Source organism: Turicibacter sp., assembly GCF_017941855.1.
GTDB classification, from domain to species: domain Bacteria; phylum Bacillota_I; class Bacilli_A; order MOL361; family Turicibacteraceae; genus Turicibacter; species Turicibacter sanguinis.
Genome location: NZ_JAGAVR010000017.1, coordinates 1 through 24,312, shown reverse-complemented (window position 1 = coordinate 24,312; position 24,312 = coordinate 1). Strand labels below are relative to the sequence as shown.

The following is a 24,312-nucleotide window of genomic DNA, read 5'->3' as shown; positions in this document are numbered from 1 at the left end:
CTCTTTTGAAATTATTTAAAAGATTTAATTACTTTATTAGCAAGCCCTAAGTAAGCTAGACCGATTTCTTCATCCATTCCAAAAATAGATTGAGATTGTCCGTTTTGTGGTTGACCAATTGGTAGTTGTGCTAATAATTCAACCCCTAATTTTGTGGCCACTTTTTCTCCACCACCAGAACCGAAGATGGCATCAAACGTGTTGCTAACTGGATTTGGATAGTATGACATGTTTTCAACAACCCCTAAGATGTTATGTTTCAATGATTTCGCCATATAACCAGATTTAACAGCGATATGAGAAGCCGTTGGGTGAGGAGTTGAAACTACAATTACGTGAGCTTCTGGGATTAATTTTTGAATATCAATTGCGACGTCTCCTGTTCCTGGAGGTAAATCGATTAACATAAAGTCAAGATCTTTATCCCATACGACATCATTAAAGAAATGATTTAACATACGATTAAGCATTGGACCACGCCACATTAAAGGTTCATCATTTTCTAAGAAGAACTCTGTTGAGATGAGTGGAATGTTTTGAGCTTTTGGTGGGTAGATACGATTTTTGGCATCCACTTCAAATCCTGTTTTCTCCATTTCAAAAATATGAGGAATACTAGGACCGTAGATGTCAGCATCGATAATTCCAACTTTTTTACCCAAACGAGAGAGAGCAACAGCTAAGTTCGCCGTAACCGTTGATTTTCCTACGCCACCTTTACCTGATGTAATGGCGATGTACTGTGTTTTCTTTTCATTTAATGGTGTTTCTTCCTCTGATTTTGGAAGTTGCTCAAATTGTAACTTGATTCCTTTGAATTTATAATCAATTTTAACTAATTTTGCAATTTGACGGCTTAGTGTTTTTTCTTCTGATCCGCCTAATGTATCGATAGCCACAATTAATGTGACGATTGAATCCTCTTCGTTGACTGCTAAATGACGAATACTTTGTGTTTCGCCAAGAGATTTATTTGTACTAGGATCAACTAGTTGTTCTAATGCTTGTTTAATTTGATCTTTTAAACTCATGACCGATGTCTCCTTTGTTAATGTTCTGTGCTCATTATACACCAAAATCCTAAAATAAGTTAATGATTAACTCTTTAAAAAAATCGGGAAATTCTTAAATTCCGCTTGAATGAGAGTTGTACAGTGAGGTTCGGGTAAAATACAACTATAAGCAGCTGTTACCGCCTGCTCGTGAAGTAAGAACGGATGTCCCTTTGAATCAAATTTGCTATAAATGGGCACGTTAATTTGTTTCTTATGAAGTTTTAAATACTGTCTTCCTTTAGATGAAGCGCCTAAAATTCGAATATAAGGCGCTCCTTTGTCTAATTCCTGTACCAATTCTTTTGTGGTATGCGTCAAAATGTTAGCACAAATTCGTTGAAGTCTTGTTCTAGTATAGCGTTTTGTTTTAACTTTTTTCATAAAGTCTTCAAAATCTGTACTATCCATCATGGCAGCGTATAGACGATGCTCAATTCCTTCTTCAACGTCATGAATCATTTTTAAAGACCTAGGCGTTAGGGTTAAAATTTTCTGTTTTAGGAATGGAAAATAAGATTCCCACGTGTGATAGGTCTTGGTTAGTTCATAATTTTGTTCTAAAAGTTGATGCACTATTTTGGGAACATAGTTTTCATAAGGTTGCCCTGTTTCTCTTAAATGACGAATTGAGGTAGCACTCGAGAGTTCATGATGAGTAGGTAACACATCATGGTAATCACTATGAAGACGCTTGATGGTTTTGACGGATAGATTACTCTTTAAATCGTTAACGGCACGAATATAGTAAACCCCAAGGGTATTATTAGGCAGTGTTCCGAGTGTCGTATCTAAGTTTAAAGAGGTTAACGCTTTTTGATGAGCGAGTGGGACACTGTCCCCAAGTTTAATGAAGTTTTGAAGCTCTTTTTGAAAGTTTTCACTTTTAGAAATAGACTCCAATCTTTTTAAATCGTCAATTTTTCCGCTTTCGCTACCAAAAATTAAGTCATTCGCATGTATTTGTGTTAAAATAGAAACAGCCCCTTTAGCAAATAGGTCTGCGTGCTGGCAACTAAAGACATATGGAAGCTCGATCACTAAATCAGCTCCATTTGCTAAAGCCATTTTTGTACGTTCCCATTTGTTAATGACGGCTGGTTCGCCACGTTGAGTAAAATGCCCGCTCATTACGACAATTAATACATCTCCTTGAGATTGTTTTAAACTCTGTTTTAAATGATACAGATGTCCATTATGAAACGGATTATATTCAACAATTAAGCCAGTGGCCTTCATGGTATCACCTTCCTATTCATTATTATATCAAAGATGCATTGAGATTAATATGATGGATGGTTATATTCAGGTTAAGTGTCGGCTTAGACATAAAAAATTAAGATTAGTAAGACTACGACATCTTTTTTTGATTTGAGTTGTTGACAATGAAGAAAAAAGTATGTATAATGTAGTCTGTTGCAATTAGAGGTGATTGTAATGAAATGGGCTATCGCTCAGCTTATAAAACAAGGTTCACAAATCTTTGAAATTGACGAATTAGTTGATTTTTCAGATGTTGTGAAGCATCATGATGAAATTCGTAAACTATCGAAAGTTAAAGTCACAGGAACTGGACAATTACAAGGTAAAAAAGTAGTGTTCAACCTTCATATTGAAGGAAGCATGACATTACCGTGTGCATTAACACTTGAAGATGTAGAATATCCATTTAGCGTTGATACAGTTGAGATCTTCGTTTTAGATAGTGCTCTATATGAAGAAGGTGACGATGAAATCCTAGTAACTGGAACAACTGTCGAATTAGCACCGGTTATCTTACAAAATATCATGTTAGAGAAACCTTTACGTGTCGTAAAAGAAGGTGCTTACGAAGAAATGAAAAAACAAGGGATCGAATTCGAATCAGAAGAAGATTTGCACGAATCAGAACCTGTTCAAAAAATAGATCCTCGATTAGCAGTTTTATCAAAATTGCTAAATGATACTCAAGATAATTAGGAGGTGTCAAAATGGCTGTACCACAAAGAAGAACATCTAAAACTGCAAAACGTAAACGTCGTACTCACTTCAAATTAGAAGTACCAGGTATGGTAGCTTGCCCACAATGTGGAGAAATGAAATTATCTCACCGTGTATGTGGAACTTGCGGAACTTACAAAGGACGCGAAGTAGTAAAAACTGAAGAATAATACTTTGTTAATGGGCCCATTAATAAAGGTTTGGAGCCAGAGCAGAAATGCTCTGGTTTTTGTTTGTGGGGTCCCCATCCCTCGAAGAGGGTATCCTCAAATGATGGGGCTTTTCCTTATGGTGTTAAGTGACTTAACTCACCGCTTTAGTGCAACTATACTCCGTGCTCGGCGGAGTTATCCTTAAATGGTAGTCGAGGCGAGAGCAAAGACCATACGATAAGAAATAATCTAGATTAAAGAAGCAATCGAAAGGTTGCTTCTTTTTATGTGCTTCGAAAATTTTAGGGGGGGGCCCATCCCTCGAAGAGGGTATCCTCAAATGATGGGGCTTTTCCTTGTGGTGTTAAGTGACTTAACTTACCACTTTAGTGCAACTATATGCCGAGTGAAGCGAGGCGATTTCATAGTTGATAGTCGAGGTGTGAGCAAAGACCATATTAGAAGAAGAAGTCGATATTAAGTGACTGAAATTACCGCTTTAGTATAACGATACTTCAGGTATGGTGGAGTGATCCTTCATCAGTAGGTGAGCCGAGAGCTGAACGTATCTGATAAGAAATAGTCTAATTTTAAAGGAGCGACCAATGGTTGCCTCTTTTTATGTGGCGTGGAGTTGAGGATTAAAAAAGAGGAACTACAGAATTTTCTATTAGATAAGCATAAATTATTTAATAGAATTTTTTTATTTTGGTAAAATAATGGGATTAATGTTCGAATAGAGAATGTTCCGGGGAATCAGGATCAATAGGTCAATCATTAATAGGGTGTTTAAGGTAGTCCCAGAAGGGATCGGCGAGACACCTTAACTTTTAATCAGTAAAAGGGAGGTTATAAGTGTTTGATGATCAATTTGATTTTGATTATTAGCTATTAATTAACTAAATTTTGAGTTTAAATTGTATCGATACGATATATGATAATGTTTACATGTTTAAAATTGTACGTATAAAAAAGCTCTAATTTATCTATAATTGTGTTACAATTAGGACGAAAAAGACATAACCATTTACGAGAGTGTATGAGTTTTCTCGCGATCATCATTAAACATTGTGTTTTTTAGATAGAAGGAGTGACACTTATGGAATCAATTATCAAATCTGTAACGGCAAAAGCTTTAGGAGTAGATGAATCAAATGTTATCATTGATCATCGTTTAATGGGGGGGATGTCAAACTTCACTTATGTGGTTGAAGTAGAAGGAGCTAAATATACGTTTAGAATTCCTGGAAAAAATGCAGAAGTGTTTGTTGACCGCCAAGAAGAAAAAGAAAATATCGCGATTATTGATGCATTAGGAATCAATAATGAGACGATTTATGTCGATGTTGAAAAAGGATATAAAATTGCTAAGTTTGTGGAGGGAACTCCATTGAGTGAAGCAGAAGATGCACAACCTTACTTAGATGAAGTGGCAGTTGTTTTGCATAAACTTCATGATTCAGGATTAAAAGCGATGAATGATTATCGCCCTTATGACCGATTAGATGCTTATGAAAAGTTGGTAAGCGATAAGGGTGAGTATCATACTGAGAAATATTTTGAATTAAAAGAAGAATTTTTAGGATATCGTTCCTTCTTAGATCAATTTCCATTAGTGATTTGTCACAATGATAGCCAAATTTCAAACATGGTGGTTGAAGCAGATCACACGTATTTATTAGATTGGGAGTTTGCAGGAAATAATGATCCGATGTATGATGTGGCTTGTGTTGGAAACAAGGATTTCGAGTTAGCATTAGCCTTTTTGCCGATTTATTTAGGCCGTGAGCCAAAAGTCGAGGAGTTAAAGCGTCTTTATTTATGGCGTGCTTTCCAATGCTTACAATGGCATAATGTTGCGTTATATAAAGACTTAATTGGATTAAGTGAGGACCTTCATTTAAATTTCAAGGCGATTGCAAGCATGTATTCAATGAAAGCTGAACAGTTCCTAACAGAAGTTAAACAATTTGAAGCATAGTCAAAGGCTGAGAAGAAATTCTCAGCTTTTTTTGTTTCAAATAAGAGGGATTGGTTAAAACTATTCATATCTATTAGCTGAACGGATTAAAATGATAAAGATGGAAAGAAGGGGTTAAACATGTGGCTCATAGCGATTTATCAAATGTTATTTGGTGTTGTTGATTGGTCGATGTCTATGGGTCAAGAGATAGTGGAGGAGATTGAGATGCAAGGATTTAAAATCATGACACTACAAGAACGATATGGTGATGAAGTAAAACAATGGGTTTATTTAGATGAAAGTGTTTTGGGTTATGATGATTTACGTTATTTATCGGTATTGCATTTTGGTTTTGATGGATATATTTATGAAGGTGAAATCATTGTTAATCAAAAAGTAGCGGATGAGGTGCTAGCTATTTTTAAAGAGTTATACGGGATGAGATATCCGATTGAAAAAATGAAAGTGATGAGCTGTTATGGTGGTTCAGATGAGTTATCAATGATGGATAACAACAGCAGTGGATTTAATTTTAGAGAAATAACAGATGGTGGGAAGTTATCAAAGCATGCGCTTGGACTTGCAATTGATTTAAACCCACGGATTAATCCGTATATTAAATCAGGCACTGTATTGCCAAGCAATGGGGTTAGCTTTGTAGACCGAAATCAATGCATCCAAGGAATGATTAAACAGGGAGATTGTGTGTATCAGATTTTTAAGCGATATGGTTGGACATGGGGGGGAGATTGGACATCGCTTAAAGATTATCAACATTTTGAAAAATAAATAAAGCCAGGACAATCCTGGCTTTATTTGCGTTTAAATAACACTTTATCACTTGTAATGTGTGAGGTTGTATCCCACGTTGAGGCATCTAATTCATCATAAGCTTCTAAGAAATCAATGACTTCTTTGGTGATTGGAGTTGGAGTTGAAGCTCCTGCCGTAATCGCAACTGTTTCAACGCCCTTTAACCACGCTAAATTTAAATCACTTAAATCTGCGATTCGATAGGATGGTGTGTTAGCACGTTCAACTGAAATTTGTGATAAACGGGCCGTATTATTACTGTGTGGATCCCCTACGACAATTGTTAAATCGGCTGCACCTGCTTGATTTGCTACCGCTTCTTGACGAACCTGAGTTGCGTTACAAATTTCTTTAATGAAGATCGCTTTTGGGAATTTTTCTTTGATTTTTTCAGAAAGAGAAAAAACATCCCATAAACTCATCGTCGTTTGATTGGTAATGATGATTTTATCATTGGAGATTTGTAAGTTTTCAAGTTCGTTGGCATTTGAAATTAAATGAATGTGATGTTCATCAACACCAAGTGCGCCCTCTGTTTCTGGATGACCATTTTTTCCAATATAAATGACATCATACCCTAAGTCAATGTGTTCTTTCATTAACGTATGTGTTTTAATCACATCTTTACAGCTAGCGTCAATGACATAAAGTCCTTTGTCAATTGCTTTTTGTTTAACGATGGGAGAGATACCATGTGCTGTGAAAATAACGGTTCCTGATTCAATTTGATCAAGAAGCTCAGCACGTGTTTTTTTCTTATCATCAATGGTAATCACCCCGAGTTGATTGATAGCATCTGTTATATGTTCATTATGAACAATCATTCCTAAAACATAGATTGGGCGTGGAAGTGTCTCATCATGTGCCGCGCTTTGAACTATATTTAAAGCACTGATCACACCTTGGCAATAACCACGTGGAGCAATTTTAATGACGTTCATGGATAGTCACCTCTTTTTATAATTTGTCTTATTATATCATATTTTAGTGTTTATCTCCTAATAATAAAGAATATAGGTTGAATTTGGTGGTCAAACTTTGGTAAGATAGAATTTGTGCGTAAAAAGGAATTACAACTTAGATAGAAATCATGGTTTATGAATGATTAAAGTTAGTCATACTAACAATTGAAGGAGTGGTATTAATGTCTGAACGTTTTCAAGATTTAAATATAAAGCCATACTTAAAGGCAGCGATTGAAGATTTACACTTTGAGGAGTTAACTCAAATTCAAGAACAAGTTATCCCATTAGCATTAGAAGGTAAAGATATTATTGGTCAGTCTCAAACAGGGAGTGGAAAAACACATGCGTTTTTAATTCCAATCTTTGAGTCACTAAAAGAAGACGTGCAACAAGTGCAAGCGGTGATTACAACCCCAACACGCGAACTTGCTGAACAAATTTATATTGTAGCAAGTCATTTAGCGTCATTTAGCGAAACACCAATTAAAATTGGACGTTATGTGGGGGGAACGGATAAAAAGCAAACGATTGAAAGATTAGGGGTACAACCTCAAATCGTGATCGGAACACCAGGACGTATTAAAGACTTAGCCATCAATGAACGTGCGTTATTAGTTCATACAGCTAAAATGTTTGTCGTTGATGAAGCAGATATGACACTTGAAACAGGATTCTTAACAGATATCGATCAAATTGCAGGTACAATGGGAAAAGACTTACAAATGATGGTCTTCTCAGCAACAATTCCTCAAGCATTAAAGCCGTTCTTAAAGAAATATATGACAGTTCCAACTCATATTCACATTCAACCACGTCAACAAACAGCGGTTAAAATCAATCATATTTTATATCCAACGAAACACCGCAGCCGTGTTAATATTGTGGCAAATTTACTTAAAACCATTAATCCATACTTAGCGATTATCTTCGTTAATACCAAACAACATGCCACAGAAGTTTCGAATGCTTTAACATCACAAGGGCTACAAGTTGGGCAGATCCATGGGGATTTAACACCACGTCAACGCCGTCAAATGATGCAACGTATTCGTAATTTAGATTTCCAATACATCGTGGCAACGGATATTGCAGCACGTGGAATCGATATTGAAGGAGTTAGCCATGTTATTAACTATGAACTTCCTCAGGATTTAGAGTTTTATATCCATCGTGTTGGTCGTACAGCGCGTGGAAATTATGATGGAGTAGCTATTACATTATATGATTCAGCCGAAGAAGAATTATTACAAGAGTTAGAAGAACGTGGAATTAAATTCAACTATAAAGAATTAAAAAACGGTGAATTGGTAACGGTTAATGCTCGTAATAGTCGCCAAAAGCGTGAAAAGAAAGAAAATGAAATTGATAAAATTGCAAAGGCAAAAGTTCGTAAACCGAAAAAAGTAACACCAGGTTATAAAAAGAAAATGAAGTTTGAAATGGATAAAGTAAAACGTCAAGAGCGTCGTAAAAGAAAGTAAGGTGAGCTAGATGTTAAAAATCGGATCTCATGTTGGGATGGCTGGAAAAGAGATGTTACTTGGAGCTGCTAAGGAAGCTCATTCATATGGAGCGAATACGTTTATGATTTATACGGGTGCTCCTCAAAATACACGTCGTAAAGCAATTGAAGAGTTAAATATCGATGCGGGATGGAACTATATGAATGAACATGGGATTTCTGATATTGTGGTTCATGCGCCTTATATTATTAACTTAGCGAACACTGTAAAGCCTGAAACATTTGAATTAGCGGTTGAGTTTTTAGCTAAAGAGATTGAGCGTTCGGTTGCCTTGCGTGCGAAAACGATTGTTTTACATCCTGGTGCTCATGTTGGTGCAGGCGTGGAAGCGGGACTTGATAAAATTGTTGAAGGATTAAATGAAGTCTTAACAAAAGATACAGCGATTACGATTGCACTTGAGACAATGGCCGGTAAAGGAACTGAAATTGGACGTAGTTTTGAAGAATTAGCCTATATTTTTGAACATGTCGTTCATAATGAAAAATTACGCGTTTGTTTTGATACATGCCACGTTCATGATGCAGGTTATGATATCGTGAATGACTTCGCTGGCGTTTTAGAATCATTTGATCGTTTGATTGGAAAAAAACAAATCGCTGCTTTTCATATCAATGACAGTAAAAATATATCTGGCGCTAAAAAAGACCGCCATGAAAACATCGGATTTGGTGAAATCGGATTTGATGCGTTAAAATATATTATGTATCATAAAGATTTTGAGAAAGTTCCTAAAATTTTAGAAACACCTTATGTTGGGATGGAAGGTTCGAAAGATAAAGTCCCACCGTATAAACAAGAAATTGAAATGTTTAAAAAAGGTGAATTTGATCCAAAGAACTTAGAACGCATTTTAGGACGTTTATAACAAAAAAGACAGGAAACCCTCATTGGGATTATCCTGTCTTTTTTGTTATTATCTTTTGTTAAAAATGATATTTCGTTTGATAGACGTAATGAGTTCATGATATTTTGATAGATTATATAGATTGCAATGTTTGCTAAGCGTATCGTCAATCAGAGATAGAGAGGATTCATCCATCAACTCTTGCCAATGTTCGGTTAACAAGTGATGGAAAATCTCTAAGTCAGAACCCTCAATGCGCAAATCATTTTTTTGATTCAAAGATTGCAATTCATCGAAGGTCAATTTCATTAAGGTTGCTTTAATGTTATCATACATCATGCGTCCCCCCTTAAGTATAAATGATGTAAGCTTTCATTTATACTATGCAGTTTATTGCAAAAGGTTCTAAAAAATGACGTTTTTTTTTAAGACAACGGTTACGTCATTGATGAAAGGGTTTTAAATAGAGAAATTATATATTAATAGAGAGACGCTTTGGATATAATGAATTTAATATAAATGGCTTTAGGGGGAGGAGTTAAATGTTTACACGAATCAATAGGGAATGACATCAATTACAAGAACAAGTCGCGACTTATCAACGAAATGAAGATTGTTTAAAATGATTAAAGCAGCGTCAACGGGAATTAGAAGGTCAAATGCGTGAGTTAGAATCAAAATTAAGAGCTGAGCAATTAGACGTTGAAAATTTGACACATCACAAGGTTATCAAGACGTTTTATCAATTGCTTGGAAATTATCAAGCAAAAATTAAAAAAGAAGAAAATGAGGTTTTAGAAGCAAAATTAAGATATGCTCAGGCAAAGCGTCAGTTAGAAGAGTGCTAAGAGTTTTGGTGTATTTGACATGGTTGGCGGCGGGGTGGTTGCTGATATTGCCAAACATTCATCTCTTCATCAAGCGCGAGATAATGCTAGCAAAACTCAGTCCTTAATGAATCGCTTCAAAAGAGAGCTCACAGAGGTTAAATTGAAGACGAATTTTCAAATTGAGATGGACGGCTTTACGAAGGTTGCTGATTTCTTTTTTAATGGATTCTTGATGGGCTTTTTAGTTCAATCCAAAATTAATGCTTCCTATGATGACATTTCTTCAGTTAAAAGACAGGTGAGCCAAGTTTTATCGCAACTATCGTCGATGAAGAATAAGGTTGAATCTGATATCATTAGTAAACAAGTTGAACTTGAAACGTTCATTCATCAAGCCTAATAAAAAAACGCTGAAATAATCTGCGTGTTGATATGGGGAGGTAAGCAAAAAAGCGAAACGTTTCTTTTTTAGCAAGGCAGGAGAGCGTATCTTTCTTGTTGTCCAATTCTCCCATTAATAAAAAGGTGATATCAAGAGATATCACCTTTCATTTTTAAGCTAAGCTTTCGCGTTCTTTAATTAAAATTTGAATTTCTTCAACTAAGGTATCAAACATTTCAGCTTCCGGAACTTTACGAACGATTTCTCCATTTTTGATAAGAAGTCCTTCACCGCGTCCACCTGCAATTCCAATATCAGCATTTTTAGCTTCACCAGGCCCGTTTACCGCGCATCCCATGACAGCAACTTTGATATCATGAGGAACCGTTGTTAAATAATCTTCAACGCGTTGTGCAAGGGGAATTAAATTATATTGGATACGACCACATGTTGGGCAAGAAATTAAGGTTGCCATATTTTTAATTAAGCCGAAATTCTTTAAAATTTCGCGTGCGACTTTAATTTCTTCCACCGGATCTGCACTTAATGACACACGCATCGTATTTCCAATCCCTTGATTTAATAAAATTCCAAGTCCAATAGCACTTTTAATGGTTCCAGAGAAGACCGTTCCGGCTTCTGTGATTCCTAAATGCAATGGATATGGGAATGTTTTAGCGGCTAACTCATAAGCTTCAATCGCTAAGTCAGTATCTGAGGCTTTAAGTGAAATAATAATATCTTCAAACCCTAGTTTTTCTAAAATTTCAACGTGGAATTTGGCACTTTCAACCATTCCTTCCGCCGTTGGTTTCCCATATTTTTTTAAGATTTCTTTTTCTAATGAACCGGCATTCACACCGATACGAATCGCAACTTTTTTCGCTTTAGCTGCTTCAACAATTTGGCGCACACGGTCTTCATTTCCAATATTACCTGGATTGATGCGAATTTTATCAACGCCACCTTCAATTGCGATTAACGCCAAGCGATAGTCAAAATGAATATCAACAACTAAAGGAATGCTAATACGTTCTTTAATCGCTTTGACTGCTTTTGCATCTTCTTCATCTAAACAAGCGACGCGGACGAGTTGACATCCTGCGGCAGCTAATCGGTTGATTTGTTCAACCGTTGCTTCAATATCGTGCGTTTTAGTGGTGGTCATACTTTGAATAATGACTTCATTTGCACCACCGATAAAGAGATTACCTACTTGAACTTTTTTTGTATTTTGACGATGTGTTATTAAAGACATCGGGCTCACCCCACATTTTATCTCTTTTTTGGATAAATTATCGAAAAACTAACGCTATCCATCAATCATTATATAATAATTCTGAAGTCTTTCAAACCATAATACTTAAATTTAGGGGAGTTGATTTTTGATGGCTGATTTTATGTTACCACCATTGCCTTATTCTTATAATGCACTAGAACCTTATTTAGATGCACAAACGATGGAAATTCATTACACGAAACATCATCAAACGTATACGAATAATTTAAATGCCTTAGTTAAAGGACATGAAGAATTTTTTGATGGAAAAACAATTGAAGAAATTCTAAGTGATGTTGAGGCAATTCCAGCTGATATTCGTCAAGGCGTGATTAATCAAGGTGGCGGATACGCAAATCATAACATGTATTGGAGCGTTCTTTCACCAAATGGTGGGGGTGAACCATTTGGAAAATTAGCTAAACACGTAAAACAGACGTTTGGTAGTTGCGATAAGATGAAAAAATTAATTTCACAGGCAGCTATCAGTCAATTTGGATCAGGATGGGGATGGCTTGTTTTAACTGAAAACAAAGAGTTAGAGGTGATGAATACATTAAATCAAAACTCACCTTTGAGTATCGGAAAAACGCCTCTTTTACTGATTGATGTATGGGAACATGCGTATTATTTAAAATATCAAAATCGCCGAGCTGAATTTGTGGAAGCCATATGGAACGTTATTAACTGGGATGAAGTGGAAAGACGCTATGAAGAAGCATTGAAAAAGTAAGGAAAATTAGGAAACTGCCACACTTAGAGGCAGTTTTTTATTATACGCAGATAAAGTCAAAATTAGTTTTATTTTTACATAAAAAATGCAAATGGCTTTTTGTGAGTGTGATATAATAATGAGGAAGTTTAGATTTGGAGTTTAGAAAGGTGCGTCATATGGTAGATAAGATTTTAAAGCTAATCAAGTCATTAGTTTTTCGAATACATATTTTAAAGATTGTCAGTATTGTTTTGTTTTTAGTGATTTGTTTTCGACTATATTCAATTCAAGTTACGTATTCACCGGATTACACGAATTATATTGAACGCTCGACGACGGTTGAGCTCCAAAAAAATGTCCCACGTGGGGTTATTTATGATCGTAACTTTGATGTTTTAGTGGATAATGAGGCCGTTAATACCATTACGTATCAACTTTACTCAGATGTTTCTAAGTCACAAATGAAAGACATTGCGAGTCAATTAGCGAATTTAATCGAGGTTGATTTCTCAAAACTAACCTCTCGTGATTTAAAAGACTTATATCTTGAGGTTTTCAAAGAGGAAGCGAATGAATTAGTGACTGCTAAAGAAATCAAAGAGTTAGATGATAATGAAATTTATCAACTACAATTAAGTCGTATTACAGATGAGATGCTTGAAAAGTTAAGTGATCATGATAAAGAGACGCAAGCCATTTATATTAATATGAATAAGGGGACGAATTTAACGTCTAATATCATTAAAAAAGGAGCCACTCAAGATGAAATTGCCATTGTAAGTGAGCATCTAGAATCACTACCAGGTGTGAATACAGATGTCGATTGGGATCGCACTTATCCAAGTGTCGCGGGAATAAGTCCAATTTATGGACGTGTTTCATCGTATGAGCAAGGGTTACCAGCCAATTTGTCAGGCTATTATAAAGCGCATGATTATCAATCAAATGACCGCGTTGGGCTCTCACAATTAGAGCTTTATTACGAAGCTTTATTACGTGGAAGCAAATCTCAATATGTACTCAAAAATGAGAATGAGGTTTCAAACTATCAAGAAATTTATGAGGGACAACGTGGTTATGAGCTAGTTTTATCACTTGATGCCGAGCTTCAAGCAGCGCTCAATAAAATTGTTGAAGATGAGTTGATAGCGGCTAAAACGAATCGCCCGGTTGCCACACAGTATTTACGTGAAGCATATGTGGTCATGTTAAATCCAAATACAGGTGAAGTTTTATCGATGACGGGAAAAGTCATTGAATATAACGAAGAAACAAAACAATATGAGATATATGATAATTCTCTTGGAACTATTCAAAATGCCTTTACAATGGGATCAGTTGTCAAAGGGGCAAGTTTATTAGCAGGTTATCATTACGGAGTAACGGATATCAATCAATATATTACAGACGGTCCATTATCATTTAAAGGTGGATTGATTAAAAAGTCATGGAAAACACTCGGCTATATTAATGATTCAGACGCCTTAAAGTTCTCAAGTAACGTTTATTTCATGTTACAAACAATTCGTCTTGGAGGTGGAACTTACGTCCCAGGAGGACCATTAGTGTTAGACGTTAGTGCTTTTGATCAGTATCGCGAGTTCTTTAATCAATTTGGTCTTGGAGTCAGTACAGGAATTGATTTGCCAAATGAATCAATTGGGTTAATTGAAACGAATAAGACATCAGGGAAATTGCTTGACTTTTCAATTGGACAGGCGGATATTTATACGACGATGCAATTAGCACAATATGTCTCAACTATTGCGACAAGTGGCCGTCGTTATGCACCTCAAATTGTCAAAGATGTGTATTTACCTTCAAATGAGGAAGTAGATGGAAAGCAATTGGTGAAGTCGTTTGAACCGAAACTATTAAATATCGTTCAAATGGATCAAAAATATTACGATCGTGTTCATGAAGGATTTAAACGCGCCTTACAAGAATCAGGCGGGACAGGTTACTCGGTCTTTTATAAAGCAGACTTTAATCCAGCCGGAAAAACCGGGACAGCTCAGGAATATCTTCGCGATACTGAAACAGGGCGTTATGTAAAAGATGAAAATGGCGATTTTATTGAGGTCTACAATCGTACCTTAATTGCCTATGCACCTGCTGACAATCCGGAAGTAGCGATTGCAGTGGTCATTCCACAGGCAGAATTACCGACTCAATCGGATGCAGCGTCACTTAACATTGGATATGAAGCATTAAAGGCTTATTTTGACTTAAATAAGCAACGGATTCAAACAACTCCGACACCGCAAAATCAAGACTCAATTCCAGTTGGAGAAACAGAAGGAGGAGCTGAAACTGATCAAGTAGAGGAAACACCAACGCAAGATCAGCCTAGCACACCAAATATTTCAGAAGATTGAATATCAGAACTAGAAAATACCGTTTTAGATGAATAAATCATGAAAAATGGTTAAAAATGAAAAGAGAGCATAGATGCTCTTTTTTTATTTTGGAATTAAGTGCATTTTAGTAAAAATTACAGAAAAATAATGCTTGAGTCATCTACAAGCATTTGTTATAATTTTTACACACGAGTAAAAAAAACATAATTCGCCTTATAGTGTGAAAAAACTAAAAAATACTTTGTGTTTTTTCGTGGTGCATGCTATAATGTAGAAGTTGTTATTAGATTGGAGGGATTTTAGTGCGAGTAAATCTTACATTAAAATGTACAGTTTGCGGTGAAGAAAACTACATTTCTAAAAAAAATAAACGTAATAACCCAGAACGTCTTGAGATGAATAAATATTGCCCACGTTGTAAAAAAGCAACTGCTCATCGCGAGAAAAAATAAGGAGCTATTCCTTTTTCAAAATCCTGTTTATACAGGATTTTTTTTTGCTCATTTTTAGAAAAAGGCTTTATTTGAGATGAACGAGAATGTTATGGAGAAAATTGAAGCATAATAAAAAGAGAATGATTCAATAGAGAGGTTAAACTTCTTCGTATGAGATTCATTCTAAAACAGAAGGCTTAATAAGATATCGATATAAAATGAGCAGTATGCTGAATTTCGTTCCATGTAAAAGAAAATGGTTTCAAATTTAAAAGGTTATAATCTTTAAGAAGTCGATGAATCACTTTTAAACGAAATATGTTTTAGAAGAAAATGAAAAATGTCAAAATGTCAAAAAACGTATCGAAATAAGACGAAAACGTTTTAATGAAAAAAAGAGGTCATAATGTTTGTGAATAAATGAATTATAGGATATAATGGAATTAAATGAGGCATCGGTTACATCTTGAATTTTCAAATAAGGTGATTTCAAGTCATAAAAATAAATGATGCACTCAAATAACATAAATAGAGGTGACAGCCATGAAAACTGGAGTAAGACGTGTTGTCTTAGTAGGAACAGGATTTGTAGGAATGAGCTTTGCTTATTCAATGTTAAACCAAGGTGGATTAGAAGAATTCGTCTTAATCGATGTAAACAAAGACAAAGCTGAAGGGGAAGCAATGGACTTAAGCCACGGGTTACCTTTCGCACCACATAAAATGGATATTTGGGCAGGAACATATGAAGATTGCCGTACAGCTGATATCGTTGTAATCACAGCGGGAGCTGCACAACAACCAGGTGAAACACGTTTAGATTTAGTTGAGAAAAATGCACGTATTATGCGTGGAATTGTTCGTGACATCATGAAATCAGGATTCAACGGAATCTTAGTCATTGCAAGTAACCCAGTTGACGTTTTAACTTATGTAGCTTGGCAAGAATCAGGATTACCACGCCACCGTGTAATCGGATCAGGAACAACTTTAGATACAGCTCGTTTACGTTATGAAATCGGTAAATACTTAAATGTTGACCCACGTAACGTTCACGGATATATTGTTGGAGAACACGGAGATACTGAGTTCCCATTATGGTCTCATACAACAGTTGGGGTAATGCCATTATTAGATATCATCAATGATAACCCACAATATAAATTTGAAGATTTAGAACAAATCTACGTTAATGTACGTGACGCAGCTTACCACATCATCGATCGTAAAAAAGCAACTTACTACGGAATCGGTATGGCATTAACTCGTATTGTTAAAGCTATTTTAAGTGATGAAAACAGTTCATTATCAGTATCTGTTTACTTAAATGGACAATATGGACAAAATGATGTATTCGTAGGGGTTCCTGCTATCATTAACCGTAACGGAGTACGTGAAGTATTTGAATTAAATATCACAGGATCTGAACGCGATAAATTAGCTAAATCAGTGGCTGTTTTAAAAGAAACGTTAGACTCTGTACGTTAATTTAACGTTACCTTAAACACACTACTTTTATGAAGTAGTGTGTTTTTTTTAATGATATGTAACGGGTTAGCTTTTGAGGATGGAAGGGTTTCATCTTTATATTTGAGAAGAGTTATGTTAAAATATTATTCGAAAATATTAAATCTCGATTCGACAGATATTGAATCATATTCATAAATGAACGTAAGATCATTCAAACTTAGAAGGAGGACAAAAGAGATGAAAAAATACGTATTCGGAATTGATGTTGGGGGGACAACAGTCAAGTGTGGATTATTCTCTTCTAAAGGTGAATTATTAGAAGCATGGGAAATTGTAACGAACAAAGATAATAATGGTGAAAATATTCTTTCAGATATTGCTAAAACAATTGACGCTAAATGCGCTGAAAAAGGAATTAACAAAGATGAAGTTGAAGGAGTAGGGGTGGGAGTACCTGGTCCTGTTAATAATGAAGGAATTGTAGTAGTCGCTGTTAACTTAGGTTGGTCGACAAAAAATGTTAAAGAAGAGTTAGAATCGTTAGTTAACTTACCGGTGGCTGTTGGAAATGATGCAAACGTTGCGGCTTTAGGAGAATTATGGTTAGGAGCAGCAGCAGGTGCTAAAGATGCTATCATGTTCACATTAGGAACAGGAGTGGGTGGTGGTGTCATCATCGACGGTAAAGTGATTGCAGGTGTTCACGGTGCTGGTGGAGAAATTGGACATATCGCAGTTGTTTTAGAAGATGGAAATCAATGTAACTGTGGAAAAAAAGGATGTTTAGAAACGGTTGCTTCAGCAACTGGAATTGTTCGTGAAACAGAAAAATATTTAGCAGCAACTGAAGAGGCATCAACGTTACGCGATTTAGAAAAAATCGAGGCAAAAGACGTTTTCGATGCAGCTAAAGCAGGAGATGTAGTTGGAATCAAAATGGTAGATCAATTAGGACGCTACATTGGATTAACAGCGGCTAACTTAGCAGCAACAACGGATCCTGAAAAAATCATTATTGGTGGTGGAGTTTCAAAAGCAGGAGATATCTTAATTGAAACGATTAAAAAACATTACCAAGCCTTCGCATTCAGTGCGGTTCGTGAAACAGAATTTGTATTAGCTGAACTTGGAAATGACGCTGGAATCGTCGGATCAGCTTATTTAGCAAAAACATTATAATCACTTCGGATTAAGCACCCTATTTATTAGGGTGCTTCCGTCGTCAATGAGGTGTTAAAAATGAAAGTTTTCCCACTTATTTTAGGGCCTGTTCAAACAGCCTGTTACCTTGTCTCAAATGGCAATAAAGCCGTCGTCATTGATCCGGCTGCGAATGCGCAAACGATTATTAGACACCTAAAAACGAAAGGATTAGAACTTGAAGCTATTTTACTGACACATGGTCATTTTGATCATATTGGAGCAGTCAATGAATTAGCAACTCATTACCAAGTTCCCATTTATGCGCATAAAAAAGAAAAAGAATATTTTGAAAATCCAGATGTTAATTTATCACCTATGATTTATGAACGTCTTGTGTTAAATCCTAATTTTGATTATCAATTTTTAGCAGATGGAGCCGAATTTGATTGCATCGATACAAACATTCAAGCTTTCCATGTGCCAGGACATACAACAGGAAGTTTGTGTTTTTATTTTAAAGAAGGTGACATGCTCTTTACAGGGGATACCTTATTCAAAGGATCCATTGGTCGCACCGACTTTATTTATGGAAATCATGATCAGTTAGTAACTGGTATTAAGAAAAAGCTGCTAACATTACCCAAAAATACCCTTGTTTATCCAGGGCATGGTGATTGTACAACGATTGAAGAAGAAACAAATCATAATCCATTTTTAAAATAAAAAGTCGCTCATATAGCGACTTTTTTTAGTCTTCTAAATCTTTTGGAACGTCGATCAAGGGTTCTTTTAAATCATTTTCAATGAGATTGATTTGATTTCCTTGTAAAATATTATGGCTTTGTAAGTTATGATAGCCATTCATTAAGATTCCAATACTATTGTAATGAACCACAACGTTTTGAGAGATTTTATTGTGACTACCATTAAGATTTATACCTGTTTGATGGCCGCTTTGAATGGTATTTCCTGTAATCTCACTGTAGTCAGTATATAAATCAAGTCCGGTTTCATTCGCTTTTAAGGTATTTTGACAGATGGTGGCTTGATTGTGACCGATTAAAATCCCGCAAGCATGACAGTGGCTAATATTGTTTTTAACGAGCTGCGAACTTCCGTTTTGAACTAAAATTCCATATTTCGAATCATCAATTGTATTTTTGTAAAAAATATGATGTTTTGATCCATTTGAGACAATCCCAAGAGCATACGTTTCGATATGAGTTAAAAGATTTTTGATGAAATAATTATGGCAAGAAGGACCTAAGGCGACCACTCCACGGGAACAGTTTTGAACTCGATTCGCCTTGAAAATATTATGGTTTCCCGAAAATGAAATGGCGCTACTTTTATTATCCATGAGGTGACAGTGCAGAAGTTGGTTATGGTGTCCTATAAACGAAATACCACTTTGTTGATGATTAGCACACGTGATTTGGTAAAAGGTATTATAATTTCCAATTGAGACAATACCTGCTATAAAGTTAATGATTTGCACTCCTTGGATTTGGATGTGATGTGAGTCGATTTCAATGCCAATATTAGCTTGATTTTCTCCGTCAAGGATGACGCTTCCAGGGTGGGCCAGCAGATAGAGATGTTCTTTTTTTATGATTTGAAGTGATTCATGATAGATACCAGGTTTAATCCTAATGGTATCGCCACTATGAGCAGCGTTAATAGCGGCTTGTATGGTTTTGTAATGATGTGGGACGTTTAAAGTACTCATATTTTCACTCCCTGATTTAAGCTTGGTTATAGTATTAATTTATTCTAAGTGGGAGGTTTTGTGCCTAAATAAAAAGCAATGAACCGTCTGGACATTGCTTTTTTGGAGGTTAATAAAGTTTTAACGCAGATTTAATATAATCAACAGTTTCTAAAATTCCTAGTTCATCAATTTCAATCGTTAAATGAGCGCAAGACTCATACCATTGATGTCGTTTTTTATATAGGGTTTCAAGTTTTGTTTGAATGTCTTCATCTTGAAGCAGTGGACGATTTGTTGGATTAATGCGATGAATTAAGGTTTTAATTTCTGCTTTTAAATAGATGACGGTTGCCTCATTTTGAATCAGGTGACGATTAGCCTCAGTTACAATGATTCCACCACCCGTTGAAATGATATCAACATGTGATAGAAGCTCTGAAAGGGCATGAGTTTCACAATCTCTAAAGTAAGATTCACCGTGATGTTCAAATAAGTAAGAAATGCTTTGTTGTTCTTTTTCTTCAATGTATTGATCGGTATCGACCCAGGATTTAGATAAGTCAGCCGCTAATGCTTGACCAATTGTTGTCTTGCCACTGCCCATCATCCCAATTAAAATGATTGATTTCATGAATAATCACCCGTGTACTAGTGTATAGGTTTTACTTTTTTTATCGTAAGATACTTTTGCTTTACCTAAATACTCATTATAGTAGACCTGATAAGTGACATCAAGGCTTTGGGTATAATTTGAATATTTTAGCATCGCACTTGACCCATTACTTAGGGTAATCGTTTTAGAAGATTCATATTTAGGAATTGTTTGCAAAGGATCTGTGATTTCATCAAGCACGAATTTCAGACATTCCTTTTCAAGTAAGGTCAACGTGAGATACTCTCTTCTTTTTTCAAACAGTAAGGTCTGGCTTTGAAGCTGTTGCGATAAGGTTAGCAAGAGGGTGGCCATAATCAAGGCAATGGTAAGCGTAAGACAAAGAATGCTTCCCTTTTCATTATTAATCATCAGACATCAACTCCTCATTAATCATTTCATCTTCAACGATTAGATCATCATCTCTTTCTTCAAAGAACTCCTCATTTGGAAAGGGGACATCGAGACTGTCTTCAGAGAACTCTTTGTCTAGTAATGAATGATTATTATTTTCTTCTAGAGGGAATGAGAGATCATCTAGCTCTTCTAAAAGCTCCTCATCTTCAAGTAATTCAATAGTAGGAAGCGGAAGATTAAAGGTGTTTAAATATACAGTCATACTTTGAGAAGAGGTTTTTAAATGAATGGTGGCATAATTAGCTTGATGATCCTTTACATTTAAGGTTTTACAATGATACAAGGCAATCTCGCCGCCTTTTCCATTGACCTGACGCATCAATCGCTCATCGGAGATAAAGTAAGAAATAGTGTCTCCATTTGATTGGTGAAGATTAAGGATTTGATGATTAGGAGAAGAAAAATAAAGGGAAAGTCGAGCTTCAATTTGGATTTGTGTGGCGAGAGCTTCTAGTTCATTTAATAAAACAGCATCAGTATTCGAGGCATATAATTTTGTGACTTGAATAAGGCTAAGTAAGGTAATAAGTAATAGTGAGGTGATGATGAGTGCAATTAAATGTTCAAGCAATAGAAATCCTTTTGAATTAAGCTTACAAACAAAGTGTTTTTTCATAAGTTGCTCCTAAGGGATAATGGGCACAAACTTGATGGGGTGAAAAGGTTATTTTATAAGGAAGCGGGGAGTCAAAATATAGGGTGTCTGGAAATGTTTTTTGTTGATATAAAAGTTCATCTTTAAGTTGATAGATTTGATTGAAAATAAGTTGTTCTTGAGTGAGTTGATGACGGGCCATTAAAAGATTCGGAAGCATTTGAAGCAAGGTGCTCAACACGACACCCAAAATAATCAAACTGATTAAGCACTCATATAAAATAAATCCTGATTCACGCTTAAGTTTCATCTAATATCTACACCTCCTGCGCCGATTGAAAAGACAATCGATTTTTTGAAATGACGACTATTGACGACAATGGTTTGACCTTTATCAATATGACCAAAAATATTGAATGATAAGGTGATAATGGATTCAGAAGCATTAAGGCTGACACCTGGAGGCAAATAGCGACGAAAATAGATCGTTTTTTCATCGGTGGAAGAAACATCATAGTAACCTTGTTGTCGATAAATTTTTAGTTGGATGAGCTGTGATGATTTTGGCATCATGTTCGCTTGACGAATATAAGCGAGATCCGCTTGGATGGTGGCTAACGTTTGATTCAGATTAATGTAATCATAGAGTTTCATGAAAGAGGTTGAAGTCGCTAAAATAAGGATACTCGTAATAGAAAGCGCGATGAGTGCTTCAATTAAGGTGAAACCTTTTTGATTTTTAAGCATCGCTATCTACTATTCAATACCATCGTTAGTATCCACAAGAGAATCACTAGTACAAAGTTTTTGAATTATTTTAGGATCTTCACTTACTGTAGGTTCTCCAATAAATGAATTTGCTGTGTTTTGGGCTACAATAGATGCTTTGTAAGCAACACATCCATCTTCATTGGCCTTTGTAATGTATTTAGCTGCATTTGGAATAATGAGTAGGGTTAGAATACTTACCACTATTAAAACAATCATCATTTCAATTAGGGTAAATCCTTTTTGGTTTAATTTTTTCATTGTTGTTCCTCCTAGAGTTTTTAGATGATGTCAATCATTTGAAAGACGGGTTGTAAGATACTTAAGTAGATCAAGATGATGATAATGCCAATGAGCATTAACAGACTGAATTGAAGAATTTTGAAGCTTTGACTTAGCAAGGCAGATAACTGTTTGAATTCTGAGTGAGAGTAGTAAGCAAGCTCAGCTTGAATACTTCCAAGGGTTAGGGCATGAGCCATCGTGAGCCTGAAGTAGGGGGTAAAATACGGAGATTGATGGAAGGCAAGTTCTAGTGGTGTTCCAGCTTCAAGGGTTTGATTGAATTCTTTGATGATGAGTTTGATAAAGGGGATGGTTTCAAATTTTAGCATCATCTCAAGACTTTCTTTTAAGGATAAGCCACAGGTTAAGAAGATAAGCCATTGACTGCTAAAATAGTAGCTAAAGATTTTTTGCATGAGAGAACGTAATAAGGGGAGTTTAAATAACCATTGTTTGACGTGGGCTTGAAAGGGGATAGACCGCCATTTCAAAATGAGGGTCATGAGGATGGTTAGTAAAGCGATGACTCCGATCAAGCATCCAATGATGATAAAGATCGTTTGCAAGAAGTCAGTATTGCCGGATAAATTGAAACTATCGTAAAAGCTTTGAATTTTTGGCATGAAGAGAATAAACACGGCGATTAAAATGAGACTCATGAGGCCAAATAAGGTGAGGGGATAGCGAATTTTTTTAGAGAGGTCTGACCGATTTTTAAGATGGAAGTCACTATAATCAGCGGCCTTTTGTAAGCCTTGTAGTAAGGCTCCTGCTTGCTCACTACTACGAATCATGTAAATAATCCGATGTTCGAAGTGGCACTCTTCTAAGGTGTCGGCAAAGTTTTGACCTTGTAAGCAGGCAATAATCATAGGATCAACGGCTTGTTTTTTAAATAGAGTTTTCATGATAGCAAGGGCATCGGCAATCGAGAAGCCATTTTCTAACAGTTGACTAAAGCGGGATAAAAATTTTTGTTGCATACTTAAGTTCCAATATGATTTTAGGCTCTTTGTTGTTGGCATTGTGAAAACTCCTCATCTAGTGTGAGATAGGATGGTTGAACTGGACTTCCTTCATTTAAATGATGGAATAAGACGTCAAGATGATCATCAAAACAAAGTTCAAAAAGAGCCTTTTGTTCATCATCAAATTTAATGAGACGCTGATTCGCTACACCAATGACTCCTTGTTCTAGTTCTTGAAGAGTAATGCCTAAATCAAGTAGACGGTTAATCGTTCCGAGCACATTTTTAGCATGCACCGTGGAAATCACCAAATGACCCGTAAAAGCGGCACGTAGAGCCTGTCTCGCTGTTTGACTGTCTCGAATTTCACCAATGATAATAACATCGGGATCATGACGTAAAATCTCTTTAATCCCAACATCATACTGTTGAGTAATAATAAAGTCCTGCTTCCTACTAAAATACCCATCAGCCCAAGAACATCCACGTTTTCTGCGGTTTCCGTGAGAATAAAGTTTTGCTTCTGAAAAATTAGGGAAAACGCGGGTTACTGCTGAAAAAGCAGAACTTTATTATCACTTAACATTACGATGTTGCCATCAAAGAAATTCCCGCTGCCATCCAGGTGAGAACGAAACATACACACCACCTTTAGTCCAACTTTTTTCCCAACATTCAAAGGAACTTAGTTTATCCAAAATTATACCAACCTTGTTCTTAGCCTTTTAGAGAAGAAACAACTTGATGTTAGGGTTAATGAAGAAGAATAAATAGAACTTAATATATAGCTAATTTAGAGACTGAGAGTATTCTGAATACCTTCTCAGTTTTTTCTTTTTATAAGTAAAAACACTATTGGGATGTAGGATTGTAAAGAATCAAGACTTTATTTGTTTAATCAAAACTTTATTATAAATGAAGCAAGAGTTTTTTTAGTAGAAACACATACGTCATGCCCATTGTTTCATTCACTTGCATCTGAATGATGTCTGGCTGCTGATATTCGAC

General features: G+C 35.8%; 28 protein-coding genes. 14 read left to right on the top strand and 14 right to left on the bottom strand.

Going from position 1 to position 24,312, the window contains the following annotated elements; translation table 11 throughout:
• Positions 1-11: 11 nt before the first annotated feature.
• Together J6D32_RS03065 and J6D32_RS03060 are read right to left on the bottom strand one after the other, a co-directional pair.
• Positions 12-1,031: an Mrp/NBP35 family ATP-binding protein gene (locus J6D32_RS03065; protein ID WP_006783627.1), complete on the bottom strand. Its 1,020-nt coding sequence runs from the start codon at positions 1,029-1,031 to the stop codon at positions 12-14.
• A gap of 66 nt (positions 1,032-1,097) precedes the next feature.
• A complete protein-coding gene (locus J6D32_RS03060; RefSeq protein ID WP_006783626.1) occupies positions 1,098-2,291 on the bottom strand; it encodes a nucleotidyltransferase in 1,194 nt (397 codons plus the stop codon).
• Positions 2,292-2,489: 198 nt separating this feature from the next.
• On the opposite strand from J6D32_RS03060, the gene J6D32_RS03055 reads away from it, so the two are divergent.
• The 4 genes from J6D32_RS03055 (at position 2,490) to J6D32_RS03040 (ending at position 5,936) form a co-directional block, all read left to right on the top strand.
• The gene (locus tag J6D32_RS03055) at positions 2,490-3,011 is read left to right on the top strand and encodes a YceD family protein (RefSeq protein WP_006783625.1); all 522 of its coding nucleotides are present in this window, start codon (positions 2,490-2,492) and stop codon (positions 3,009-3,011) included.
• Between the two features lie 11 nt (positions 3,012-3,022).
• The gene (gene rpmF / locus J6D32_RS03050) at positions 3,023-3,202 is read left to right on the top strand and encodes a 50S ribosomal protein L32 (RefSeq protein WP_006783624.1); all 180 of its coding nucleotides are present in this window, start codon (positions 3,023-3,025) and stop codon (positions 3,200-3,202) included.
• Positions 3,203-4,283: 1,081 nt separating this feature from the next.
• Positions 4,284-5,165 carry a choline/ethanolamine kinase family protein gene (locus J6D32_RS03045; RefSeq protein WP_009606309.1) on the top strand — a complete coding sequence of 294 codons (882 nt, stop codon included), beginning with the start codon at positions 4,284-4,286 and terminating at the stop codon, positions 5,163-5,165.
• Positions 5,166-5,285: 120 nt separating this feature from the next.
• Positions 5,286-5,936 carry a M15 family metallopeptidase gene (locus J6D32_RS03040; protein ID WP_009606310.1) on the top strand — a complete coding sequence of 217 codons (651 nt, stop codon included), beginning with the start codon at positions 5,286-5,288 and terminating at the stop codon, positions 5,934-5,936.
• A gap of 23 nt (positions 5,937-5,959) precedes the next feature.
• On the opposite strand, the gene J6D32_RS03035 is transcribed toward J6D32_RS03040, so the two are convergent.
• Positions 5,960-6,901: a 4-hydroxy-3-methylbut-2-enyl diphosphate reductase gene (locus tag J6D32_RS03035; protein WP_055164224.1), complete on the bottom strand. Its 942-nt coding sequence runs from the start codon at positions 6,899-6,901 to the stop codon at positions 5,960-5,962.
• A 203-nt stretch (positions 6,902-7,104) separates the two neighbouring features.
• Here J6D32_RS03035 and J6D32_RS03030 point away from each other — a divergent pair, with 203 nt between their 5' ends.
• Complete coding sequence (locus J6D32_RS03030) at positions 7,105-8,406, top strand: DEAD/DEAH box helicase (protein WP_006783620.1); 1,302 nt, start codon at positions 7,105-7,107, stop codon at positions 8,404-8,406.
• Positions 8,407-8,416: 10 nt separating this feature from the next.
• Positions 8,417-9,316, top strand: coding sequence for a deoxyribonuclease IV (locus J6D32_RS03025; RefSeq protein WP_055164222.1), 900 nt, complete (start codon positions 8,417-8,419; stop codon positions 9,314-9,316).
• Positions 9,317-9,364: 48 nt separating this feature from the next.
• Here the strand turns inward: J6D32_RS03025 and J6D32_RS03020 are convergent, their stop codons facing one another.
• Positions 9,365-9,634, bottom strand: coding sequence for a hypothetical protein (locus J6D32_RS03020; protein WP_272164341.1), 270 nt, complete (start codon positions 9,632-9,634; stop codon positions 9,365-9,367).
• Positions 9,635-9,954: 320 nt separating this feature from the next.
• Between J6D32_RS03020 and J6D32_RS03015 the strand changes: the two genes are divergently transcribed.
• A complete protein-coding gene (locus tag J6D32_RS03015) occupies positions 9,955-10,143 on the top strand; it encodes a hypothetical protein (protein WP_055164219.1) in 189 nt (62 codons plus the stop codon).
• A gap of 19 nt (positions 10,144-10,162) precedes the next feature.
• Positions 10,163-10,525 carry a hypothetical protein gene (locus J6D32_RS03010; protein ID WP_006785797.1) on the top strand — a complete coding sequence of 121 codons (363 nt, stop codon included), beginning with the start codon at positions 10,163-10,165 and terminating at the stop codon, positions 10,523-10,525.
• 154 nt (positions 10,526-10,679) lie between these two features.
• Here the strand turns inward: J6D32_RS03010 and ispG are convergent, their stop codons facing one another.
• On the bottom strand, positions 10,680-11,765 hold the full coding sequence (gene ispG, locus J6D32_RS03005; RefSeq protein WP_006785798.1) for a flavodoxin-dependent (E)-4-hydroxy-3-methylbut-2-enyl-diphosphate synthase: 1,086 nt from the start codon (positions 11,763-11,765) through the stop codon (positions 10,680-10,682).
• 130 nt (positions 11,766-11,895) lie between these two features.
• Between ispG and J6D32_RS03000 the strand changes: the two genes are divergently transcribed.
• The 6 genes from J6D32_RS03000 to J6D32_RS02975 all read left to right on the top strand — a co-directional run bounded on the left by J6D32_RS03000 (position 11,896) and on the right by J6D32_RS02975 (position 18,631).
• Positions 11,896-12,519, top strand: coding sequence for a superoxide dismutase (locus J6D32_RS03000; RefSeq protein WP_006785799.1), 624 nt, complete (start codon positions 11,896-11,898; stop codon positions 12,517-12,519).
• Positions 12,520-12,677: 158 nt separating this feature from the next.
• The gene (locus J6D32_RS02995; RefSeq protein ID WP_229040102.1) at positions 12,678-14,879 is read left to right on the top strand and encodes a peptidoglycan D,D-transpeptidase FtsI family protein; all 2,202 of its coding nucleotides are present in this window, start codon (positions 12,678-12,680) and stop codon (positions 14,877-14,879) included.
• A 284-nt stretch (positions 14,880-15,163) separates the two neighbouring features.
• Positions 15,164-15,313, top strand: a complete 150-nt coding sequence (gene rpmG / locus J6D32_RS02990; RefSeq protein WP_006785801.1) for a 50S ribosomal protein L33 — start codon at positions 15,164-15,166, stop codon at positions 15,311-15,313.
• Between the two features lie 525 nt (positions 15,314-15,838).
• Positions 15,839-16,783: an L-lactate dehydrogenase gene (locus tag J6D32_RS02985; RefSeq protein WP_009606176.1), complete on the top strand. Its 945-nt coding sequence runs from the start codon at positions 15,839-15,841 to the stop codon at positions 16,781-16,783.
• A gap of 219 nt (positions 16,784-17,002) precedes the next feature.
• Positions 17,003-17,944, top strand: coding sequence for an ROK family glucokinase (locus J6D32_RS02980; RefSeq protein WP_006785804.1), 942 nt, complete (start codon positions 17,003-17,005; stop codon positions 17,942-17,944).
• A gap of 60 nt (positions 17,945-18,004) precedes the next feature.
• The gene (locus J6D32_RS02975) at positions 18,005-18,631 is read left to right on the top strand and encodes an MBL fold metallo-hydrolase (protein ID WP_006785805.1); all 627 of its coding nucleotides are present in this window, start codon (positions 18,005-18,007) and stop codon (positions 18,629-18,631) included.
• A 25-nt stretch (positions 18,632-18,656) separates the two neighbouring features.
• Here the strand turns inward: J6D32_RS02975 and J6D32_RS02970 are convergent, their stop codons facing one another.
• From J6D32_RS02970 to J6D32_RS02930, 9 genes are all read right to left on the bottom strand, one after another.
• Complete coding sequence (locus J6D32_RS02970) at positions 18,657-19,637, bottom strand: right-handed parallel beta-helix repeat-containing protein (protein ID WP_009606186.1); 981 nt, start codon at positions 19,635-19,637, stop codon at positions 18,657-18,659.
• A 109-nt stretch (positions 19,638-19,746) separates the two neighbouring features.
• Positions 19,747-20,250 carry a shikimate kinase gene (locus J6D32_RS02965; RefSeq protein WP_009606180.1) on the bottom strand — a complete coding sequence of 168 codons (504 nt, stop codon included), beginning with the start codon at positions 20,248-20,250 and terminating at the stop codon, positions 19,747-19,749.
• A gap of 6 nt (positions 20,251-20,256) precedes the next feature.
• Positions 20,257-20,643, bottom strand: coding sequence for a hypothetical protein (locus J6D32_RS02960; RefSeq protein WP_129821405.1), 387 nt, complete (start codon positions 20,641-20,643; stop codon positions 20,257-20,259).
• A complete protein-coding gene (locus J6D32_RS02955; protein ID WP_055164206.1) occupies positions 20,636-21,304 on the bottom strand; it encodes a competence type IV pilus minor pilin ComGF in 669 nt (222 codons plus the stop codon). The genes J6D32_RS02960 and J6D32_RS02955 overlap by 8 nt, the downstream gene beginning before the upstream one ends.
• Positions 21,282-21,593 carry a type II secretion system protein gene (locus J6D32_RS02950; protein ID WP_006785810.1) on the bottom strand — a complete coding sequence of 104 codons (312 nt, stop codon included), beginning with the start codon at positions 21,591-21,593 and terminating at the stop codon, positions 21,282-21,284. Before J6D32_RS02950 ends, J6D32_RS02955 begins: the two co-directional genes overlap by 23 nt.
• On the bottom strand, positions 21,590-22,030 hold the full coding sequence (locus J6D32_RS02945; RefSeq protein WP_055164200.1) for a type II secretion system protein: 441 nt from the start codon (positions 22,028-22,030) through the stop codon (positions 21,590-21,592). Before J6D32_RS02945 ends, J6D32_RS02950 begins: the two co-directional genes overlap by 4 nt.
• A 9-nt stretch (positions 22,031-22,039) precedes the next feature.
• Entirely contained in the window at positions 22,040-22,312 is a 273-nt protein-coding gene (locus tag J6D32_RS02940; RefSeq protein ID WP_006785812.1) for a prepilin-type N-terminal cleavage/methylation domain-containing protein, read from the bottom strand.
• A 20-nt stretch (positions 22,313-22,332) separates the two neighbouring features.
• Positions 22,333-23,361, bottom strand: a complete 1,029-nt coding sequence (locus J6D32_RS02935) for a type II secretion system F family protein (protein WP_229040090.1) — start codon at positions 23,359-23,361, stop codon at positions 22,333-22,335.
• On the bottom strand, positions 23,340-23,717 hold the full coding sequence (locus tag J6D32_RS02930) for an ATPase, T2SS/T4P/T4SS family (RefSeq protein ID WP_262951894.1): 378 nt from the start codon (positions 23,715-23,717) through the stop codon (positions 23,340-23,342). Before J6D32_RS02930 ends, J6D32_RS02935 begins: the two co-directional genes overlap by 22 nt.
• Positions 23,718-24,312 lie beyond the last annotated feature (595 nt).

Bases quoted from the DNA above. Each gene is read 5' to 3' on its own strand.
- J6D32_RS03065 (WP_006783627.1), bottom strand. From the start codon at position 1,031: ATGAGTTTAAAAGATCAAATTAAACAAGCATTAGAACAACTAGTTGAT.
- J6D32_RS03060 (WP_006783626.1), bottom strand. From the start codon at position 2,291: ATGAAGGCCACTGGCTTAATTGTTGAATATAATCCGTTTCATAATGGA.
- J6D32_RS03055 (WP_006783625.1), top strand. From the start codon at position 2,490: ATGAAATGGGCTATCGCTCAGCTTATAAAACAAGGTTCACAAATCTTT.
- rpmF (WP_006783624.1), top strand. From the start codon at position 3,023: ATGGCTGTACCACAAAGAAGAACATCTAAAACTGCAAAACGTAAACGT.
- J6D32_RS03045 (WP_009606309.1), top strand. From the start codon at position 4,284: ATGGAATCAATTATCAAATCTGTAACGGCAAAAGCTTTAGGAGTAGAT.
- J6D32_RS03040 (WP_009606310.1), top strand. From the start codon at position 5,286: ATGTGGCTCATAGCGATTTATCAAATGTTATTTGGTGTTGTTGATTGG.
- J6D32_RS03035 (WP_055164224.1), bottom strand. From the start codon at position 6,901: ATGAACGTCATTAAAATTGCTCCACGTGGTTATTGCCAAGGTGTGATC.
- J6D32_RS03030 (WP_006783620.1), top strand. From the start codon at position 7,105: ATGTCTGAACGTTTTCAAGATTTAAATATAAAGCCATACTTAAAGGCA.
- J6D32_RS03025 (WP_055164222.1), top strand. From the start codon at position 8,417: ATGTTAAAAATCGGATCTCATGTTGGGATGGCTGGAAAAGAGATGTTA.
- J6D32_RS03020 (WP_272164341.1), bottom strand. From the start codon at position 9,634: ATGATGTATGATAACATTAAAGCAACCTTAATGAAATTGACCTTCGAT.
- J6D32_RS03015 (WP_055164219.1), top strand. From the start codon at position 9,955: ATGCGTGAGTTAGAATCAAAATTAAGAGCTGAGCAATTAGACGTTGAA.
- J6D32_RS03010 (WP_006785797.1), top strand. From the start codon at position 10,163: ATGGTTGGCGGCGGGGTGGTTGCTGATATTGCCAAACATTCATCTCTT.
- ispG (WP_006785798.1), bottom strand. From the start codon at position 11,765: ATGTCTTTAATAACACATCGTCAAAATACAAAAAAAGTTCAAGTAGGT.
- J6D32_RS03000 (WP_006785799.1), top strand. From the start codon at position 11,896: ATGGCTGATTTTATGTTACCACCATTGCCTTATTCTTATAATGCACTA.
- J6D32_RS02995 (WP_229040102.1), top strand. From the start codon at position 12,678: ATGGTAGATAAGATTTTAAAGCTAATCAAGTCATTAGTTTTTCGAATA.
- J6D32_RS02985 (WP_009606176.1), top strand. From the start codon at position 15,839: ATGAAAACTGGAGTAAGACGTGTTGTCTTAGTAGGAACAGGATTTGTA.
- J6D32_RS02980 (WP_006785804.1), top strand. From the start codon at position 17,003: ATGAAAAAATACGTATTCGGAATTGATGTTGGGGGGACAACAGTCAAG.
- J6D32_RS02975 (WP_006785805.1), top strand. From the start codon at position 18,005: ATGAAAGTTTTCCCACTTATTTTAGGGCCTGTTCAAACAGCCTGTTAC.
- J6D32_RS02970 (WP_009606186.1), bottom strand. From the start codon at position 19,637: ATGAGTACTTTAAACGTCCCACATCATTACAAAACCATACAAGCCGCT.
- J6D32_RS02965 (WP_009606180.1), bottom strand. From the start codon at position 20,250: ATGAAATCAATCATTTTAATTGGGATGATGGGCAGTGGCAAGACAACA.
- J6D32_RS02960 (WP_129821405.1), bottom strand. From the start codon at position 20,643: ATGATTAATAATGAAAAGGGAAGCATTCTTTGTCTTACGCTTACCATT.
- J6D32_RS02955 (WP_055164206.1), bottom strand. From the start codon at position 21,304: ATGAAAAAACACTTTGTTTGTAAGCTTAATTCAAAAGGATTTCTATTG.
- J6D32_RS02950 (WP_006785810.1), bottom strand. From the start codon at position 21,593: ATGAAACTTAAGCGTGAATCAGGATTTATTTTATATGAGTGCTTAATC.
- J6D32_RS02945 (WP_055164200.1), bottom strand. From the start codon at position 22,030: ATGCTTAAAAATCAAAAAGGTTTCACCTTAATTGAAGCACTCATCGCG.
- J6D32_RS02940 (WP_006785812.1), bottom strand. From the start codon at position 22,312: ATGAAAAAATTAAACCAAAAAGGATTTACCCTAATTGAAATGATGATT.
- J6D32_RS02935 (WP_229040090.1), bottom strand. From the start codon at position 23,361: ATGCCAACAACAAAGAGCCTAAAATCATATTGGAACTTAAGTATGCAA.